This window comes from Microbacterium atlanticum (genome assembly GCF_015277815.1).
Taxonomy (GTDB): domain Bacteria; phylum Actinomycetota; class Actinomycetes; order Actinomycetales; family Microbacteriaceae; genus Microbacterium; species Microbacterium atlanticum.
Genome location: NZ_CP063813.1, coordinates 539,140 through 557,733, shown reverse-complemented (window position 1 = coordinate 557,733; position 18,594 = coordinate 539,140). Strand labels below are relative to the sequence as shown.

The window sequence follows — 18,594 nt, the reverse complement described above, 5'->3', positions numbered from 1 at the left end:
TCGGATCGACGCGCGGTGCGGAGGAGGGAAATCCCTCCTCCGCACCGCGCCGGACGGGCGCGCGGCCGTTACTCGGTGAGGACGATGTCGGTGAAGACCTCGTCGTTGACCGGGCTGGCCGGGTAGCTCTCCACACGGGGCGCGAACGCCAGCGTGGGCGCCGGGTGCGCGAGCGGCACGCCCGGGATGAACTGCGCGACCATCTCGTTGATCTCCTCGTAGAGGGCGGTTGCTCCTCGAGGTTCGGCACGCCGCGGGCCTCCTGCAGGGCCGCGAACAGCTCCGGGTTGTCGAAGCCCCACTCCGAGGACTGCCCGCCGAAGAAGACGCCCACGAAGTTGTCCGTGTCGTTGTAGTCACCGGTCCACCCGAGAAGGTGGATGCCGTGGTCCGACGATCCCGTGATCTTGTCGAGGTAGTCGGGGCTCCACGCGTCGGTGACCGGGTTGGTGACCACGCCCACCTCCGACAGCTGCGACGAGAGCACCGTGAAGATCTGCTCGGGGTCCGGCATGTACGGACGCGAGACGTTCACCGGGTAGTTGAAGTCGAGCGTGAGCGGGTTGGCCTCGTCGTAGCCCGCCTCGGCCAGCAGCGCGCGTGCCTGCTCCGGGTCGTACTCGTACGTCGTCACGTCGGCGTTCCAGCCGTTGACGGTGTCGGGCATGAACTGCGTCGCCTTCTCGGTGCCCTCCGGGAGCACCTGCGAGATGAGCGCGTCCTTGTCGATCGCGTACGAGAGCGCCTCGCGCACCTTCGGGTCCTGCAGCTCCGGGACGGCCTGGTTGAACGCGAGGTAGAGGATCGTGAACGGCGGACGCGACACCATCGTGAAGCCGTCCTCCTCCAGCGCGGCCGCATCGGCGGGTCCGACGAGGTCGTAGCCGTCGATCGAGCCGGACTCGAGCGCCTGGCGGCGCGCGGTGGGGTCGTCGATGGTGCGGAAGATGATCTCGTCGATCTGACCCGCCTCGCCCCAGTAGTCCTCGTAGGCCGTCAGGGTCACGCTCTCACCCGGGGCCCACTCCTCGAACATGTAGGGCCCGGTTCCGGTGGGGTGGCCCTGGCCGTACTCCGTGAGCTCGGGCGCCTCCTCCGTGCCGCTGACGTCGTCCGCGCCGTACTCCTCGAGCGCCGTGGGGCTCTGCATCGAGAAGGCGGGCAGCGACAGCGCCGGGATGAAGCCGGCGAAGGGCTGGTTGAGCTCGATCGTCACCGAGTAGTCGCCGTCGGGGGTGCACGACTTGTACACGGCGGTGTCGGGCGTCTCGACGTACCCGCGGAAGAGCTTGCCGTAGTAGTACGACAGCGACTCGGTCGCCGCGAGGCCGGTCCAGTTGTACCAGCGATCGAAGTTGGCGCAGACGGCCTCGGCGTTGAACGGGGTGCCGTCGTGGAAGGTGACGTCCTGCTTCAGCTCGAACGTGTGGGACATGCCGTCCTCGGACGATTCCCACGACTCGGCCAGCAGCGGCGCGGGGTCGGCCGTGCCCGGCTCGGTGCCGACGAGGCCCTCGAAGATCTGCCGGGAGACGCGGAACGTCTCGCCGTCCTGGGCGAAGGCGGGATCGAGGTTCGCCGGGTCCGACGAGGCACCGAAGACGAACGTGCCGTCGACGTCGCCGCCGCTCTCGGTCGCGTCGCCGCCGCCGCCGCGCTCGCTGGCGCAGGCGGTGAGGACGACCGCACCGACGGCGATCGCTGCGGCGCCGGTGAGCCAGCGCCTTCTGGCGGTGTGGAGCATGTGCTGTGCACCTTCCATGTCGTGTGGGCTCCGCTGCACGTCGACGTGGCGCAGAGGTGCGCGCAGCCCTCATCGGGGTGTGATGCTCCGACGCTACCCGCGCGCAAGCCGTTCGTCGGTTACGCCTGTATCTCGATTCGGTTTCGGTGCCCGACGATGCCCCGTCCTCAGCGATCTGCGAACGCCCGCGGCGTGTCCGTGGGCACAAGTGTCAAACCGGCCGGTCCGCCGCGGGCAGTGCGGCTAGCGTGGTGTCCATGGCACGCGTCAGGGACGAGCCCGCCCCGCCGACCGTCCGCCTCTCGGACGGCACGACGGCGAGGATCGTGCGCTCGGCGTTCGCGGGCGGCTGGGAGCTCGACGTCGACGGCACGCCGCAGTCCCACGTCGACCTCGACGATCCCACGCACCTGCACTTCGAGTACGTCGCGCGCATGGGCGCCGTGATCGACAGGCTCCGGATGCCGGGACAGCCGCTCACCGCGATCCACCTGGGCGCCGGCGCGCTGACAATCCCGCGGTACATCGAGGCGACGCGGCCCGGCTCCCGTCAGCAGGTCGTCGAGCTCGAACCGGCCCTGTGGGACCTGGTGCGCGAGAACCTGCCGCTCCCCCGCGGCGGATCGGTCCGGGTCCGGATCGGCGACGCGCGCCAGATCCTCGCCCGCCTGCCGTCGGGACTCGTCGGCGCGGCGGACCTGGTCGTGTCGGACGTCTACTCGGGCGCGCAGACGCCCGCCCACCTGACCACGGTCGAGTTCTTCGCCGAGGCCGCGCGGTTCCTCGCCCCCGACGGCGTGCTGCTGGTCAATGTCGCCGACGGCGCCGGCCTCGCCTTCGCCCGCCGCGAGGTCGCCACGGTGCGGGCGGTGCTGGAGCACGTCATCGTGCTCGCCGAGGTGCAGACGCTCAAGGGCCGGCGCTTCGGGAACCTCGTCATCGCCGCCTCGCGCGCGCCGCTGCCGACCCAGTGGCTCCCCCGCTTGATGGCGGCCGGACCCCACCCGGCGAAGGTGGCCGAGGGCCGTGAGCTCGACGACTTCGTGCGCGGTGCGCGGGTGGCCACCGACGCCGACGCGACGCCGTCGCCCAAGCCCTCGGCATCCGTCTTCACCCGCTGACTCCCGCGACCCGGCGTGGCACGACGGCGACCCGCGGGTCGGCGGGCACACTGGATGGAGCCATCGGCGGGGCGAAGGGAGTCAAGACGTGAGCTACATCCGCGGGTACGATCCCGACACCCTCCGCGAGCAGGTGGACGCGCGGCAGTGCAAGGAGCGCCTCGAGGAGATCGGCGAGCAGCGAAGCCTCCCGGCCCTGCTCGAGCGGGTGTGGCTGCTGAAGGTGCTGGACCGCCTCGACGACGCGCTGGTCATCTCGGAGCAGTCGGTGCGCGTGGCCCGCATGGCCGGCACCCGCAAGGACCTGCTGCGGGCTCGCATCCTGCACGCGACCGTGATGCAGGCGCGCGGGTCGTACGCCGCCGCCGACCAGGAGCTGACCACGTGCGCCGAAGAGGCGGAGGGGCAGGGCTGGGCCGGCATCGCCGCCTTCGCGCTGCAGCACCGCGGCAAGGTCAATTACGACGCGGGCGACTTCGACACCGCCCGCAAGGACTTCAAGCGCGCACTCTTCCTGCGCCAGGAGTCGGGCGCGACCGAGGATCAGCTCGAGTCGACCCTTCTCGCGATCGATGCCGCGGATCGGCGCCGGGCCGCGGCATCCGTCGCCAGCTGAGCCGGAGGCTGCGAACGTGAGTGTCGGAGATCCGTTCTAGTCTCGCGCCATGTCGGAACTGCATCGCGTGCGGCACTGGGCAGAGGCCCTGATCGCCGCCCACCTCGACCCGTCCTGGTCCTTCGCATTCGACAACGCCAAGCGCCGGGCCGGGCTCTGCGACTACTCGCGCAAGCGCATCAGCGTCTCGCGCTACCTCGCGGCGCGGTACGACGACGACACGAACCATCAGACGCTGCTGCATGAGGTCGCACACGCGCTGGCGGGCCCGCGAGCCGGGCACGGCCCGCGCTGGAGGGCGGTCGCGCGCGAGCTGGGCTACGTCGGGGGCACCACGCACGACGGCGAGACCGCGGTCGAGCTCGCGCCCTGGATCGGCGTGTGCCCCGCGGGGCACCTCGCCTACCGGCACCGCAAGGCGACGCGGCAGACGTCGTGCGCGAAGTGCGCCCGGGTGTTCGACGAGCGGTTCCTGATCACCTGGACCCGCCGCGAGATCACGCGTGCCACGCGGCTCGCCGCGATGACGCCGCGGGATCAGTAGGCGACGAAGCGGCCTTCGCGCAGAACCGGCACGACGGATGCCGCGTCCACCGCCGCTGCCGTCAGCACCTCGTCGCGCGACGCGGCCTCGTCGTGGTCCGGCCGCTGGAGCAGCTCCTGCCCCGAGGCGCTCGCGGTGAGGAGGTGGCGCAGTGCGTGCCGCAGCCCGCGGAAGGCTTCGCACGCGGCTGCCGCCTCCGGCGACGTGTGGTCGGCGCCGAGCCCGCCGAGCGCGTCGATCACGGCTCCCGCGCCCAGCTGGTCCTCGACGGCGAATCGCAGCGGGGCACCCGGCTGCCGGGCGGCGAGCTCGCCGGCGGCGATCACCGCGATGCTCGTGCGCTGCGCGCGGCGGTGCTGCAGGTCGAGCACGGCGCCGGCGACCGCCCGCGCGTTGCGCAGGCATCCGAGCAGCACCGTCGCGCCGGACGCGGCGGCCGCCGCGGCGACCGCGGCGCCGTTGAGCGACACCGCGTGCGCGGCGGCGTCGAGAGCCGGGTGTACACCGCGGGCGACGGCATCGGTCACCGTCGTGGAGTAGCGCAGCACGTCGACCACGACGACGACGTCGGCCGGGGCGAGCCGGCGGAGTCCGTCGACGCCCCAGTCGTGGCGGACCTGGTAGCGCTGCTGGTCGAAGGGGCTCTCGGGCATCCGCCCAGCCTAGGCGGCGTGCGGGCCGGCGACTCCCTGCGGGTGCGACACTGGAGCGCATGCGCATCCTGCTGAAGTTCGTGATCGACTGCGACCCCGACGCGGCATGGCGGGCGCTGCACTCGCCGCGCGCGGTGGGCGAGCTGTACGGTCCGCTGCTCGGCCTCGAGCCGCTCGTGCCGAGCGGGCTGCCGACGTCGTGGTCGCCGGGCGACGACGTGCCCGTGCAGCTGTCGGCCTTCGGAGCGGTGCCCGTGGGTCGCCAGCTGATCCACGCGAGCGAGCGGTACGTCGACGAGGAGGGCGGCGGCGTGCGGATCTTCCGCGACAGCGGCATCCCGCTGACCGGCCCGCTGGCGAGCCTGGACGTCTGGGATCACCAGATGGCCGTCGCCCCCGCGCCCGGGCAGCCGGGAAGGACGCTGTGGCGGGACCGGCTGGTGATCGGCGGGCCGACGGCGGCGCTGCTGTGGCCGGTGCTGTGGGCGACGTGGCAGTGGCGCGCAGCGCGCATCCGGGCTCTTGCCCCGACGTGGGCCCACGACCCCGAGACGGCGCGCGAGGACGTCGAGGCGGCGGGCCCGGCCGGGCCGGCGGCATCCGTCCCCGACGTCACTCCTGGGGGATGACGGTCAGCACGCGCGCGACGTACTCGAGGAACTTCCGCATGAACATGCGGAGGAACTCGTCCGTCTCGGAGTCCGTGACCCGCCCGTCATCCTCGATGAGGCCCGGCGTGACCTGGATGTAGGCCTCGGGCGACGTCATCTGCCGCGCGTTGAGGTAGCTGAGCGTGCTGCGCAGCGTCTGCTGGCCGACGGCCGTGCCGATCTTGCCGGGCGACGCGCCGATCACGCCGGTGGGCTTGTCCTCCCAGGCGTTCTGGCCGTAGGGCCGGCTGCCCCAGTCGATCGCGTTCTTGAGCGGTCCGGGGATGGAGCGGTTGTACTCGGGCGTCACGAACAGCACGGCGTCGGCGGAATCGACCGCCGCCTTGAAGTCGAGCGCCACCTGCGGATAGTCGCCGTCGAGGTCGCGGTTGTACAGCGGGAGGTCGGCGTAGCCGATCTCGAAGAACTCCAGCTCCTGCGGCGCGAGCCGCTGCAGCGCGTCGGCGAGGCGCCGGTTGACGGACTCTTGCGACAGGCTGCCGATGATGACGCCGACGCGGTAGGGCGGTTCGTGCTCAACGATGTCGATCTTCATGCCCTCAGCCTGCCTTCCCGCCGAGCCGCCCACAGCCCCCTTGACGGACCACCCCGCCGCCGTCCCCTGCCCGAGGTCGGCCGCAGGCGGCGGTCGAGGATGCCGCGGCGCGAAGCCTGCGCCGCGGCATCCGTTCCGGTGCCCTCTACTCCGCGAGCGCCTCCACGGCGGCGACCCGCGTCGCGAGCCGCGTCGGCACCACCGCGGCGACGAGGGTGAGCACGGCGGTGGCGGCCACGATGATCGCCACGGGGAGCCACGGCACGGCCGGGGCGACCAGCGTCGGCGCCGAGAACGACGGCGGCATAGGCACCGAGCCGAGCAGCGACTGCGCCCCCGCCCACCCGTAGGCGATGCCGAGCGCCAGCCCGGTCACGGTGGCCGCGACGGTGATGTGCGTGGCCTCGAGCAGGACCATCCGCCGCACCTGCCCGGCCGAGACGCCGAGCGCCCGCAGCAGCCCGAGTTCGCGGCGGCGCTGCACGACGCCGATCGTGAGCAGGTTGACCAGCCCGACCGCCGCGATCACGGCCGAGACGGCGACGAGACCCATCATGATCCCGGCGAACGTGTCGAGAAGGGTGGTGAGCTCGGTGGGCGCCTCGCCGCCCGCCGACGTCGTGAGCACGACCTTGACCGTCTCGAGGGCGACGGCGAACATCGTCACCAGCGTCACGCCCATCACCACGCCGATCGCCATGCGACTGGAGCGCTCCGGGTACCGCAGCGCGTTCTCGGCGGCGAGCCGCGCGGTCGCCGACGAGCCGAACCACCTTCCCACGAGCCGCAGCACCGGCGGCATCACCAGGGTCGCGCCCAGGGCGAGCCCGGTGAACGAGAAGATGCCGCCGAAGAACGCGACCACCACGCCCAGCGGCGTGATGAGTCCCAGCGCGATGCCGCCCGTCAGCAGCGCGGCGCCGATCGCGAACAGCGCGACGGCCGCGCCGTTGCGAGCGCCCCGGCGGACGATCGCGTCGTGGGATGCCTCGACCGAGCCGCCCAGTGCCTGCAGCGGCGTGACCGTGAGCACGCGCCGCGATCCCGCCCACGCCGCGGCCCACGTGGTGAGGGCGACGACCACCGCCGGCAGCACCAGCACCGGCTGGACGACCGCGAACTCGACGCCGCCGATGCTCAGGACAGCCACGGCGAGTGCGGTCCCCGCCCACGACACCAGCGTGCCGCCGAGGAGCCCCAGCAGCGCCCCGACGATGCCGACCACGAGCCCCTGCCGCGCCACCTCGGCGCGCTGCGAGCGGGCCGAGGCGCCGATCAGCCGCAGCAGCGCGATCCGGCGCGTGCGGCCGGCGATCACCGTGGCGAAGGTGTTCGCCGTGACGATCGCCGCGACGTACACTGCGACGCCGATGAGCAGGATGCTCATGATGGCCAGCACCACGGCCAGCGTGCCGCTGTCGCCGATGAAGGGGTCAGCGCGCAGCACCGCCGCGATGAAGCCGGTGGCGCTCAGCAGGACCGCCCCGAAGGCGCTCGAGATGGCCGCGACGAGGATGCTCGCCCCCATGCCCCGCTCGCGGAGCCACGACGACGGCCCCCCGCCGGTGCGCGTCGGTGCGGTGAAGGCGCCGGGCTGCGGCATCCGCTCTCCCGTCGTGCGCTCGGCGACGGCGCTCACGAGGCCGCCCCCGCAGCCGGCGCGGCGACGCTGAGCTCGGACGCCAGCATGTACGCCGAGATCTCCTCGGCGCTCTGACGCGGCTTGTCGGCGACGATGCGGCCGTCGCCGAGGAAGAGGACGCGGTCGGCATGCGAGGCCGCGACCGGATCGTGCGTGACCATCGCGATGGACTGGCCCTGCTCCCGGCTCGCCGCGGCGAGGAGCGCAAGCACCTCCCGGCCCGAGCGCGAATCGAGGTTGCCGGTGGGCTCGTCGGCGAAGACCAGATCGGGCGCGGTCGCCAGGGCGCGGGCGATCGCCACACGCTGCTGCTGGCCGCCCGAGAGCTGGTGCGGCCGGTGGCGCAGCCGGCTGGTGAGGCCGAGCCGCTCCACCAGCGCGTCGATGCGCGCACGCTCCAGCGCCGTCGGCCGGCGGCCGTCCAGATCGAACGGCAGCAGGATGTTGCCGAGCGCGTCGAGGGTCGGCACGAGGTTGAACGCCTGGAAGACGAAGCCGACGCGGCGGCGGCGCAGGATCGTGAGCTCGAGGTCGCTCAGGCCGGTGATGTCGGTGTCGCCGATCCACGCGCGGCCGGACGTCGGGGCGTCCAGGCCCGCCATGATGTGCATGAGCGTGGACTTGCCCGAGCCGGACGGGCCCATGATCGCGGTGAACTCGCCGCGGCGGATGCCGACGGTCACCCCGTCGAGCGCGCGGACCGTGCTCTCGCCGGCGCCGTAGGTCTTGGTCAGCTGGTGGACCCTCGCGGCGAGGCCCAGATCGGTCGAAGTCAGTTGCATGCCTTCGACGGTATGAAGCGCCGGGCGTCGCGCGCGTCGGCCGGGCGAGGCATCCGTCGTACATCCTGGGGATGATCTGGCGCTCGCCTTCGGGCAGGACTACCCTCACCACCAGCCTGGCGCCCGCTCGAAGCCCGGCCGACGAGGAGCCGACATGTCAGCCACGCCCCTGCCGCCGAGCGGCGACCTGCCCCGCGGTCCGAAGACCTGCGACGCGAGCGGCATGGTTGAGATCCACCGGATGTTCCGGCGCGGCTTCGGCGAGGCGCCCGGCCTCGTCCGGGGCGTGGCGGAGGGCGACACCGGGCACGCCGCGGCGGTCGCGACGCAGCTGGAGACGCTGTCGATCGGCCTGCACGCGCACCACGAAGGCGAGGACGAGCGGCTGTGGAGCGCCCTGGACGAGCGCGCCCCGTCGTGCGCCGCCCACGTGGAGCGCATGCGCGCTCAGCACGCCGAGATGCTCGTGCACCTGGCGGCGCTCGACCGCACCGTGCCTGCCTGGCGGCGGTCGGCAGGCTGCGCCGAGGCCGAGCCGGTGCTCGCGGCTCTGGACGGCGTCAACGCGGCGCTCGCCGTGCACCTCCCCGACGAGGAGGCGAACATCGTTCCCGTCATGGAGCACACGATCACCGAGAAGGAGGTCCAGTGGTACGCCGAGCACGGCCGCCGCTCGATCCCCAAGGGGCAGACGTGGCAGCAGCTCGGCGAGATCCTCGCGGCACAGCCCGACGGCGGCGACGAGTGGCTGCGCAAGCACATGCCCGCGCCCGGCCGGCTCGCGTGGCGGCTCATCGGCCGTCGGCGCTACGCCGCCCACCGCGCCGCGCTCGAGGGCCGCTAGACGAGGTCGTGCTCGAACGCGAACACCACCAGCTGCACGCGGTCGCGCAGGCCGAGCTTGGTGAGGATGCGGCTGATGTGGGTCTTCACCGTGGCCTCCGACAGGAACTCGCGCGCCGCGATCTCCGCGTTGGACAGCCCACGGGCGGCCAGGGCGAAGATCTCCCGCTCGCGCTCGGTGAGCTCGCCGTACGAGGGCGGGACCGGCCTCGGCGCGGCATCCGTGAATCTCTCGAAGAGCTCACGGGTCGCGGATGCCGCGATCACGTCCGATCCCGCGTGCACCGTGCGGATCGCGGCGAGCAGGAACTCGGGATCGGCGTCCTTGAGCAGGAACCCGCTGGCGCCCTGCCGGATCGCGCGGGCGGCGGCCTCGTCGAGGTCGAACGTGGTCAGCATCACGATGCGGGGCGGCTCGGGGTCGGCGAGCAGCTCGGCGGTGGCGGCGAGGCCATCCATGACGGGCATGCGGATGTCCATGAGCACGACGTCCGGCCGCGACTGGCGCACGGCCTCGACAGCCTGGCGCCCGTCGGCCGCCTCGGCCACCACCTCGAGGTCGGGCTGCGAGTCGACGAGCATCCGGATGCCGGCGCGGAACAGCGCCTGGTCATCGACGAGCGCCACGCGGATCATGCGGCCCCTCCGATCGGGATGACGGCGTGCACGACGAACGCGCCGGATTCGTCGGTCACATCCAGCCGGCCGCCGGCGAGCTGGGCGCGCTCGCGCATCCCGATGAGCCCGTGCCCGGCGCGTGAGGGCGGCCGCGCGCCCGCGGCGGTCGGATTGCGCACCTCGACCTCGACGCCGTGCGACCGCCATGCGAGCCGCACGTCGACGCCGCCCGGGGCCCCGTGGCGGAGGGCGTTGGTGAGCGCCTCCTGCAGGATGCGGTAGACGGCCAGCTGCACGGCGGCGGGCGGCTCGCCGGGAGGAGCCGGGTCGACGTCGACCCGCAGCTCGACGCCCGCGGCGCGCACCTGGGCGTAGAGTTCCTCGAGGTCCGCGATGGTCGGCTGCGGGCCGTCGCCCTGGCGATGCCGCAGCTGTCCGAGGAGCAGGCGCACGTCGGCGAGCGCCGATCGCGCGGTGTTCCCGATCGTGGCGAGCGCCTCGGTGGCCACGGCGGGGTCGGATGCCGCCGCGTAGCGTGCGCCGTCGGCCTGGGCCACCACGACCGCCAGCGAGTGCGCGACGACGTCGTGCATGTCGCGGGCGATGCGCACCCGCTCCTGCTCGGCGATGGCGTCCGCCTCGGCCCGCTGCTGCGCCGCGCGGTTCTCGCGGGCGCGCACCGCGGTGCGCACGAGGGCGCCGATCGTCCACGACAGGCCCAGCGCGAAGGCCGCCGCGACGAGCATCACGAGGGCGAGCGGAAGCGTCTGCCAGCTCAGGCTCCCGGCGTACATCGGCCCGGCCATGAGGTACACCGTGATGACGAGAGCACCTAGGAGCGCCGACCCGAAGCCCGCCCAGTACGTCAGGCGCGAACCATAGGCCGCCGTGGCGTAGAGCACGCCGAAGATCGCGAGGTCGGCGAAGCCGGGCGGCCGCGCGAGCCCCATCTGCACCAGCGCGCCCACCCATGCGATCGCGAGCGCGAGCGGCGGCGACGCCCGCCGCAGTCCCAGGGCGACACTGAAGATCGCGGCGACCACCGCACCGGCGACGGCCACGAGCGCCGGGCCGAAGCGGTTCTCCATGCCGGTCCACGTCACGAGCGAGGACTCGATCGGGAACGCGACGACGAAGAAGGCGACCGCCACGAGCACGTCGGTCGCGACCTGGTACGTCTTCAGCCGGCGGAACACCGTTTCACGTTACGGGAGAGCGGATGCCGCGGCATCCGCCGACCGCTGTATGCCGGGCACGGCGGCGTCCGTCGCGGGAGGTATCCATAAGGTCTGCCCACCCCACCATTGCGCCGCACGGGGTGAGGCTTTACTGTCGCGTCACAGGCCGAAACCGACAGGAAACGTCGGATCGACAGGATCGGGGTGCGGGGGCGCTCCGGCGATCCGACCCCCGCCGGTCCGAGCCCCAGGGACCCAGCCAAGGACGGACGGAGAACCATGACCACGGTACGTGCGGCGATATCGCAGACCACCTGGACGGGCGACAAGGAGTCGATGCTCGACAAGCACGAGGGCTTCGCCCGGGATGCCGCCGCGCAGGGCGCGCAGGTGGTGTGCTTTCAGGAGCTGTTCTACGGCCCGTACTTCGGCATCACTCAGGACAAGAAGTACTACGGCTTCGCCGAGCCCGCCGACGGGCCGATCGTGCAGCGGTTCGCCGCCCTGGCGAAGGAGCTGGGACTGGTGACCGTGCTGCCGATCTACGAAGAGGCCGAGACCGGGGTCTACTACAACACCGCCGTGCTCGTCGACGCCGACGGCACCATCCTCGGCAAGTACCGCAAGCACCACCTGCCGCACCTCGACCGGTTCTGGGAGAAGTTCTACTTCCGCCCCGGCAACCTCGGCTACCCGGTGTTCGAGACCGCGGTCGGCCGGATCGGCATGTACATCTGCTACGACCGCCACTTCCCGGAGGGGTGGCGCGAGCTCGGACTCAACGACGCCCACATCGTGTTCAACCCCAACGCCACCAAGCCCGGGCTCTCGAACCGGCTGTGGGAGGTCGAAGGCCCGGCGGCGGCCGTCGCCAACGGGTACTTCGTGCTGCAGCCCAACCGGGTCGGGCGAGAGGACAACGAGTACGGCGACCTCGCGGTCGACTTCTACGGCACCAGCCAGGTGATCGACCCGCGCGGCAACTTCGTCGGCGAGCGCGGGTCGGGCACCGAGGAGGAGCTGCTGGTGCGCGATCTCGACCTGGACATGGTGCGCGAGATGCGCGACGACTGGCAGTTCTACCGCGACCGCCGGCCCGACTCGTACACGAAGATCGCGAAGCCGTGAGGCGGGGACGGATGCCGAGCCCGGGGGTTCCGGCCGAACCCGGGGGCGACGCCATCGGTCTCGGCCGGAATCCCCTGGTTCGCGGGTCGAGGACGACCCAGATCGGAGAGAGCACGACATGACGACGACACTCATCAAGGGCGGGACGGTCGTCTCGGCGACCGGCCGTGGCGAAGCCGACGTGCTCATCGACGGCGAGACCATCGCGGCCGTGCTGGCGCCAGGCTCGCAGCTGCTGGGGACGGATGTCGCGGCATCCGTCGACACCGTCATCGACGCGACCGGCAAGTACGTGATCCCGGGCGGCATCGACGCCCACACTCACATGGAGCTGCCGTTCGGCGGCACGAGCGCGTCGGACACGTTCGAGACCGGCACCCGCGCCGCGGCGTGGGGCGGCACGACGTCGATCATCGACTTCGCCGTGCAGCGGTACGGCGAGCGCGTGCAGGACGGCCTGGCCGCGTGGCACGAGAAGGCCGCGGGCAACTGCGCGATCGACTACGGGTTCCACCAGATCATCGGCGGCGTCGACGACGACTCGCTCGCCGCGATGCGCGGCCTCGTCGACGAGGGCGTGTCGAGCTTCAAGCTCTTCATGGCCTACCCGGGCGTCTTCTACTCCGACGACGCCCAGGTGCTGAAGGCCATGCAGGTGTCGCAGGAGACGGGTCTGCTGACGATGATGCACGCCGAGAACGGACCCGCGATCGACGTGCTGGCCGCGCAGCTGGCCGACGCCGGCAAGAAGGCGCCGTACTACCACGGCATCGCCCGCGCCTGGCAGATGGAGGAGGAGGCCACGCACCGCGCGATCATGCTGGCGAACCTCACCGGCGCCCCGCTGTACGTCGTGCACGTGTCGGCGAAGCAGGCGGTCGAGCAGCTCGCGTGGGCCCGCGATCAGGGCTGGAACGTCTTCGGCGAGACCTGCCCGCAGTACCTGTACCTGTCGCTCGAGGAGCAGCTGGGCGGGTTCAGCGAGGAGTGGGGGCAGTTCGAAGGGGCCAAGTGGGTGTGCTCGACGCCGCTGCGCAGCCGCGGCGAGGGCCACCAGCACCACATGTGGCAGGCGCTGCGCACGAACGACATCCAGATGGTGTCCACCGACCACTGCCCGTTCTGCATGAAGGGGCAGAAGGAGCTGGGCCTGGACGACTTCCGGGCGATCCCCAACGGCATCGGCTCGGTCGAGCACCGCATGGACCTCATGTACCAGGGCGTCGTCACCGGCAAGATCACGCTGGAGCGATGGGTCGAGCTGACCTCAACCACGCCCGCGCGCATGTTCGGCCTGTACGGCCGCAAGGGCGTGATCCAGCCGGGCGCCGACGGCGACATCGTGGTGTACGACCCGAACGGCCACACCTCCATCGGCATCGGCGAGGGACGCACGCATCACATGAACATGGACCATTCCGCCTGGGAGGGCTATGAGATCGACGGGCACGTCGACACGGTGATCTCGCGCGGCAAGGTCGTCGTCGACGGCGGCGAGTATCTCGGCGCCAAGGGCGACGGCCGGTTCCTCAAGCGCGGTCTGTCGCAGTACCTGATCTGAGGGAGCGGGCAAATGGATTTCGGTGTCGTCCTCCAGACCAACCCGCCGGCGGCGCGCACGGTGCAGCTCGCGAAGCTCGCCGAGGCGCACGGGTTCAGCCACGTGTGGACCTTCGACTCGCATCTGCTGTGGCAGGAGCCCTACGTCATCCACTCGGCGATCCTCGCCGAGACCCGGCGGGTCACCGTCGGCCCGTTCGTGACGAACCCCGCCACCCGGGACTGGACGGTCACGGCATCCGTCTTCGCGACGCTCAACGAGATGTACGGCAACCGCACGATCTGCGGAATCGGCCGGGGCGACTCCGCGGTGCGGGTCACCAACGGCAAGCCGACGACGATGGCCGAGCTGCGCGAATCGATCCACGTCATCCGCGAGCTCGCCAACTCGCGGCCCGTCGAATACCGGGGAGCCACCCTGCAGTTCCCGTGGAGCCGGGGCTCGCAGCTGGACGTGTGGGTCGCGGCGTACGGCCCGATGGCGCTCAAGGTCGCCGGCGAGGTCGGCGACGGCTTCATCCTGCAGCTCGCGGACGTCGACATCGCCGCGTGGATGATCAGGACGGTGAAGGATGCCGCGGCCGCCGCCGGCCGCGACCCCGACGAACTCGCCTTCTGCGTCGCCGCGCCGATGTACATCGGCGACGACCGCACGCACATGCTCGATCAGTCCCGGTGGTTCGGGGGCATGGTGGGCAACCACGTCGCCGACATCGTCGCGAAGTACGGCCACCACGGGGCGATCCCCGATGCGCTCGCGGACTACATCGAGGGGCGCAAGGGGTACGACTACAACACGCACGGCAAGGCCGACAACGACCACGTCGACTTCGTGCCCGACGAGATCGTGGAGCGCTTCTGCATCCTCGGCCCGGCGTCCGAGCACATCGCCAAGCTCGAGCAGCTGCGCGCGCTCGGCGTGACCCAGTTCGCCGGCTACCTGCAGCACGACAACAAGGAGGAGACCCTCCGCGTCTACGGCGAGACGGTGATCCCGGCGCTCCAGGCCCACGTGACGGCCAAGTCGTGAAGCAGCTCCGGTCATGAGGCCCGTCGACTGGTCGCGCCGGCGGCAGGGCGAGCTCCGCGGCTGGATCGCCGCCGGCTGGGGTGCGCTGGGCGTGCTGGCGGTCGTGCTGCTGTGGGAGCTGTACAAGTTCGCAGGGCCTGCCGAAGGCGTCACCGTGGGCGCCGTCGCCGGCGAGTCCGGATCCGGCGTCATGATCCTGCCGCGCACGCACGACCGGGCGATGCCGCACGTGTGGGACATGCTGGCGCGCCTCTTCGCCCCCACGAGCGGCGGCGACACCCCGCCGCTGTGGGTGTCGGTCGCCGGCGCCGCGCTGGTGACCCTGGGCATCGCGGCGGTGGGCTGGCTGATCGGCGTCGCCGTCGGCGCCGTGCTCGGCCTGGTGATGCAGCGCTGGCGGCTGCTGGAGTGGGGGCTCCTCCCCTGGATCGTGGTGAGCCAGATCGTCCCGCTCATCGCCTTCGCCCCCGTGGTGAACGCGATCGGCAACCAGATCGACCGCGGCGGCGGCACGTGGCCGCAGTGGCTGTCGGTGGCGGTGATCGCGTCGTACCTGGCGTTCTTCCCGGTGGCCGTCGGCGTGCTGCGAGGGCTCGCCTCACCCGACCGCATCCACCTCGATCTCATGAACAGCTACGCGGCGGGCTACTGGTCGACGCTCTTCCGGCTGCGGCTGCCGGCCGCCGTCCCGCACCTCCTCCCCGCGCTGCGGCTCGCCGCCGCGAACGCCGTGCTTGGCGCCGTCGTGGCGGAGGTGTCCATCGGCATGCGCGGCGGCATCGGCCGCATGCTCATCCAGCTCGCCGGTCAGGCCTCGTCCGACCCCGCCGCGCCGTGGGGGCCGACGTTCGGGTCGATCGCCCTCGGCCTCATCGCCGCCGGCTCCGTCGCCCTCATCGGCCTGGGACTGGCGAACTACCGCAGAGGAGAGGCCACCGCATGACGCGACCGGCTGCCGCGCTCGGACACGACCTGGGATCGGACGCGACGTGGGCCGTCCACGCCGCCGGCGTCGGGAAGGTGTTCCCGACCCGAACCGGCGAGGTCGTCGCGCTGACGGACGTCGACCTCGAGGTCGCCGGGGGCGAGTTCGTGTCGCTCATCGGCCCGTCGGGCTGCGGCAAGTCGACACTGCTCCGCCTGATCGCCGACCTCGACCAGGCCACGACCGGCACGCTCGAGATCTTCGGCAAGCCCGCCAAGCGCGCTCGGATCGACCAGGACTACGGCATCGCGTTCCAGCAGGCGGGACTGCTGCCGTGGCGCACGGTCGGCGCCAACATCGGGCTGCCGCTGGAGCTCCACGGCGCCGGCAAGGCCGAACGCGGCGACCGGGTGGCCGAGCTCGCCGAGCTCGTGGGGCTGTCCGACTTCGTCGACCGCTATCCCGATCAGCTGTCCGGCGGCATGCAGCAGCGTGTGGCGATCGCCCGCGCCCTCGCCGCCCGCCCGAAGCTCCTCCTCATGGACGAGCCGTTCGGCGCGCTGGACGAGATGACGCGCGAGCGCCTGCAGTCCGAGCTGACGCGCATCGCCGCCGAGACGTCCGCCGCCGTGGTGTTCGTCACGCACTCCATCCCCGAGGCGGTGTTCCTCTCCGACCGCGTCGTCGTCATGAGCCCGCGGCCGGGGCGCATCACCGATGTCATCCCGACCTCCCTCGGCGACGTGCGCGACGAAGCCCTGCGCGAGTCGGCCGAGTTCTTCGACCGCGTGACCGCCGTGCGCGAGGCCCTCCACGGCGCGCCGGTCACCAGGGCAGGCGAATCATGACGGATGCCGCGGCCGGCACGATCCTCGAGACGCCGACGAAGCGCGGCCGCTCGTCGCGCCCCGCGCCGGGCGAGGGCGACCTGCCCGGATGGCTGCGCTGGGTCGCACCGGTCGTCGTCGGCGTCCTCATCCTCGTGGTCTGGACGCTCTGGGTCGACGTCATCGGCACCGCCCCGCGCATGCTCCCGAGCCCCGTGGCGATCGTCGAGGAGTTCGTGCGCCGCTTCCCGATCATCCTCGACGACATGAGGATCACCGCCACGAACGCCCTCATCGGCCTGGTGGTCGGCTCGCTCCTCGCGCTCCTCTTCGCGGGGCTGGCCGCCGCGGCGAAGCCGATCGACGGCATGCTCGCGCCGCTGGTGTCGGCGCTCGCGGTCATCCCGATCGTCGCGATCACGCCGATCCTGAACACCATGTTCGGTGCATCCAGCCAGTTCGGACGCCAGGCGGTGGCGACCATCGCGGCCTTCATCCCCGTCTTCGTCAACGTGCTGCGCGGCCTCCGCCAGACGCGTCCGGTTCACCGCGACCTGCTGCGCGCGTCGGCCGCATCGGGGTGGCAGACCTTCCGGGTGCTGACGCTGCCGACCGCCCTCCCCTACCTCATGACCGGCCTGCGCATCGCCAGCTCGCTGGCGGTGATCGCGGCGCTCGTGGCCGAGTACTTCGGCGGTCCCGCCGACGGCATCGGCACGGCCATCGCGACGTACGCGAAGTCCGGGCGGGCGGCGCTGGCGTGGGCCTACGTGCTCGGCGGCATCATCATCGGCCTCGTGTTCTTCCTCGTGACCTCGCTCCTGGAGCGCCTGGCGACGAGGCGGTCGCCGGGATAGCCCGCCGGCGAGCACGTGCAGCACCACACGAAAGGAACGCCATGACACACAGCATCAGACGCGGCCTGGCCGCAGCATCCGCCGTCACCGTCGCAGCGCTCGCACTCGCGGCCTGTTCCGGATCGGGCGGCACCGACGACGGCGGAGGAGGCGGAGACGAGGACTTCGAGCCGCTCACCTCGATCAAGCTGCAGCTCCAGTGGCTGCCGCAGGCCCAGTTCGCGGGCTACTACGTGGCCCAGGAGCAGGGCTACTTCGAGGAGGAGGGTTTCGACGAGGTCGAGATCATCCCCTCCGGCGGCGACATCGTGCCGCAGGACGCGCTGGTCGCGGGCGACGTCGACTTCGCGATCGCGTGGGTTCCCAAAGTGCTCGGCACGCTCGAGGCCACGGGTGTCGAGCTGACCGACATCGCCCAGGTGTTCCAGAAGTCGGGCACCCTGCAGGTGTCGTGGAAGGGCGACGGCATCACCGAGGTCGCCGACTTCGAGGGCAAGCGCATCGGCTCGTGGGGCTTCGGCAACGAGTGGGAGATCTTCGCGGCGATGGCCGCCGAGGACCTCGACTCGACGACGGTGTCGATCACGACGCAGGACTTCTCGATGAACGCGCTGCTGGACCGCGACGTCGACGCCGCGCAGGCGATGACGTACAACGAGTGGGCGCAGATCCTCGAGGTCGTGAACCCCGAGACCGGGGAGCTGTACCAGCCGGAGGACTTCGACGTCATCTCGTACGAGGAGACCGAGGGGGCCATGCTGCAGGACGCCATCTGGGCCGACACGCAGCGTCTCGAGGACGACCCGGCGTACGCCGACGCGGCGGTGCGGTTCCTCAAGGCCGTCACCAAGGGCTGGATCTTCGCCCGCGACAACCCCGAGGAGGCGGCGTCGATCGTCTACGACATCGCCTCGAACGCGGAGGCGGCGTTCCCGGTGGGTCCGGTGCACCAGCAGTGGATGATGAACGAGGTCAACAAGCTCATCTGGACCGGCGCCGACTTCGGGCTCGTCGACCAGGCGGCGTGGGACAAGACGGTGGCCGGCGCACTGTCGGCCAAGAACCAGGACGACCTCGAGCTCATCACCACCGAGCCGACCGAGTCGGCGTACTCGAACGAGTACATCGAGCAGGCGCTGGCCGAGCTCGAGGAGGAGGGCGTCGAGGTCGGCGGCGAGTACACGCCGATCGAGGTGACGCTCACCGAGGGCGGCCAGTAGCGCACCCCGCGGGCGCGCCGGGCTCGGACAACGAGTCCCGGCGCGCCCGACGTCCGCGCACTCTGTCGCACCGTGCACCCTTGACCCACCGCCGAAGACA

The 18,594-nt window shown here is 71.8% G+C and carries 18 protein-coding genes and 1 pseudogene; 12 read left to right on the top strand and 7 right to left on the bottom strand.

Annotation, left to right across the window (positions count from 1 at the left end; translation table 11 throughout):
* Nucleotides 1-68: 68 nt before the first annotated feature.
* A pseudogene (locus tag IR212_RS02435) lies at nt 69-1,744 on the bottom strand (ABC transporter substrate-binding protein).
* 257 nt (nt 1,745-2,001) lie between these two features.
* Between IR212_RS02435 and IR212_RS02430 the strand changes: the two are divergent.
* The 3 genes from IR212_RS02430 to IR212_RS02420 all read left to right on the top strand — a co-directional run bounded on the left by IR212_RS02430 (nt 2,002) and on the right by IR212_RS02420 (nt 4,025).
* A complete protein-coding gene (locus tag IR212_RS02430) occupies nt 2,002-2,865 on the top strand; it encodes a spermidine synthase (protein ID WP_194397443.1) in 864 nt (287 codons plus the stop codon).
* 88 nt (nt 2,866-2,953) lie between these two features.
* A complete protein-coding gene (locus IR212_RS02425) occupies nt 2,954-3,481 on the top strand; it encodes a hypothetical protein (RefSeq protein WP_194397442.1) in 528 nt (175 codons plus the stop codon).
* 49 nt (nt 3,482-3,530) lie between these two features.
* Entirely contained in the window at nt 3,531-4,025 is a 495-nt protein-coding gene (locus tag IR212_RS02420; RefSeq protein ID WP_194397441.1) for a SprT-like domain-containing protein, read from the top strand.
* Here the strand turns inward: IR212_RS02420 and IR212_RS02415 are convergent.
* Nucleotides 4,019-4,678 (bottom strand): 2-phosphosulfolactate phosphatase, encoded by a 660-nt coding sequence (locus IR212_RS02415; protein WP_194397440.1) that lies wholly within the window; start codon nt 4,676-4,678, stop codon nt 4,019-4,021. The genes IR212_RS02420 and IR212_RS02415 overlap by 7 nt on opposite strands.
* Before the next feature lie 59 nt (nt 4,679-4,737).
* On the opposite strand from IR212_RS02415, the gene IR212_RS02410 reads away from it, so the two are divergent.
* On the top strand, nt 4,738-5,307 hold the full coding sequence (locus tag IR212_RS02410) for a hypothetical protein (RefSeq protein WP_194397439.1): 570 nt from the start codon (nt 4,738-4,740) through the stop codon (nt 5,305-5,307).
* Here IR212_RS02410 and IR212_RS02405 read toward each other — a convergent pair.
* The 3 genes from IR212_RS02405 to IR212_RS02395 form a co-directional block, all read right to left on the bottom strand.
* The gene (locus tag IR212_RS02405) at nt 5,291-5,884 is read right to left on the bottom strand and encodes an NADPH-dependent FMN reductase (RefSeq protein ID WP_194397438.1); all 594 of its coding nucleotides are present in this window, start codon (nt 5,882-5,884) and stop codon (nt 5,291-5,293) included. The two genes, IR212_RS02410 and IR212_RS02405, sit on opposite strands and share 17 nt — an antisense overlap.
* A 145-nt stretch (nt 5,885-6,029) precedes the next feature.
* Nucleotides 6,030-7,412, bottom strand: coding sequence for an ABC transporter permease (locus IR212_RS02400; RefSeq protein ID WP_420488628.1), 1,383 nt, complete (start codon nt 7,410-7,412; stop codon nt 6,030-6,032).
* Nucleotides 7,413-7,519: 107 nt separating this feature from the next.
* The gene (locus IR212_RS02395; protein ID WP_194397437.1) at nt 7,520-8,308 is read right to left on the bottom strand and encodes an ABC transporter ATP-binding protein; all 789 of its coding nucleotides are present in this window, start codon (nt 8,306-8,308) and stop codon (nt 7,520-7,522) included.
* A 154-nt stretch (nt 8,309-8,462) separates the two neighbouring features.
* On the opposite strand from IR212_RS02395, the gene IR212_RS02390 reads away from it, so the two are divergent.
* Nucleotides 8,463-9,152 carry a hemerythrin domain-containing protein gene (locus IR212_RS02390; RefSeq protein WP_194397436.1) on the top strand — a complete coding sequence of 230 codons (690 nt, stop codon included), beginning with the start codon at nt 8,463-8,465 and terminating at the stop codon, nt 9,150-9,152.
* On the opposite strand, the gene IR212_RS02385 is transcribed toward IR212_RS02390, so the two are convergent.
* On the bottom strand, nt 9,149-9,787 hold the full coding sequence (locus tag IR212_RS02385) for a response regulator (protein WP_194397435.1): 639 nt from the start codon (nt 9,785-9,787) through the stop codon (nt 9,149-9,151). The two genes, IR212_RS02390 and IR212_RS02385, sit on opposite strands and share 4 nt — an antisense overlap.
* Nucleotides 9,784-10,965 (bottom strand): sensor histidine kinase, encoded by a 1,182-nt coding sequence (locus IR212_RS02380; protein WP_194397434.1) that lies wholly within the window; start codon nt 10,963-10,965, stop codon nt 9,784-9,786. The genes IR212_RS02385 and IR212_RS02380 overlap by 4 nt, the downstream gene beginning before the upstream one ends.
* Before the next feature lie 261 nt (nt 10,966-11,226).
* On the opposite strand from IR212_RS02380, the gene IR212_RS02375 reads away from it, so the two are divergent.
* From IR212_RS02375 to IR212_RS02345, 7 genes are all read left to right on the top strand, one after another.
* Nucleotides 11,227-12,075: a nitrilase-related carbon-nitrogen hydrolase gene (locus tag IR212_RS02375; RefSeq protein WP_194397433.1), complete on the top strand. Its 849-nt coding sequence runs from the start codon at nt 11,227-11,229 to the stop codon at nt 12,073-12,075.
* Between the two features lie 118 nt (nt 12,076-12,193).
* Complete coding sequence (gene hydA / locus IR212_RS02370; protein ID WP_194397432.1) at nt 12,194-13,636, top strand: dihydropyrimidinase; 1,443 nt, start codon at nt 12,194-12,196, stop codon at nt 13,634-13,636.
* Between the two features lie 12 nt (nt 13,637-13,648).
* The gene (locus tag IR212_RS02365; protein ID WP_194397431.1) at nt 13,649-14,665 is read left to right on the top strand and encodes a TIGR03842 family LLM class F420-dependent oxidoreductase; all 1,017 of its coding nucleotides are present in this window, start codon (nt 13,649-13,651) and stop codon (nt 14,663-14,665) included.
* A gap of 13 nt (nt 14,666-14,678) precedes the next feature.
* A complete protein-coding gene (locus IR212_RS02360; RefSeq protein ID WP_194397430.1) occupies nt 14,679-15,608 on the top strand; it encodes an ABC transporter permease in 930 nt (309 codons plus the stop codon).
* Nucleotides 15,605-16,438 carry an ABC transporter ATP-binding protein gene (locus IR212_RS02355; protein ID WP_194397429.1) on the top strand — a complete coding sequence of 278 codons (834 nt, stop codon included), beginning with the start codon at nt 15,605-15,607 and terminating at the stop codon, nt 16,436-16,438. The genes IR212_RS02360 and IR212_RS02355 overlap by 4 nt, the downstream gene beginning before the upstream one ends.
* Entirely contained in the window at nt 16,435-17,274 is an 840-nt protein-coding gene (locus tag IR212_RS02350) for an ABC transporter permease (protein ID WP_194397428.1), read from the top strand. Before IR212_RS02355 ends, IR212_RS02350 begins: the two co-directional genes overlap by 4 nt.
* 41 nt (nt 17,275-17,315) lie before the next feature.
* Nucleotides 17,316-18,494 carry an ABC transporter substrate-binding protein gene (locus IR212_RS02345; RefSeq protein WP_194397427.1) on the top strand — a complete coding sequence of 393 codons (1,179 nt, stop codon included), beginning with the start codon at nt 17,316-17,318 and terminating at the stop codon, nt 18,492-18,494.
* Nucleotides 18,495-18,594: the final 100 nt, after the last annotated feature.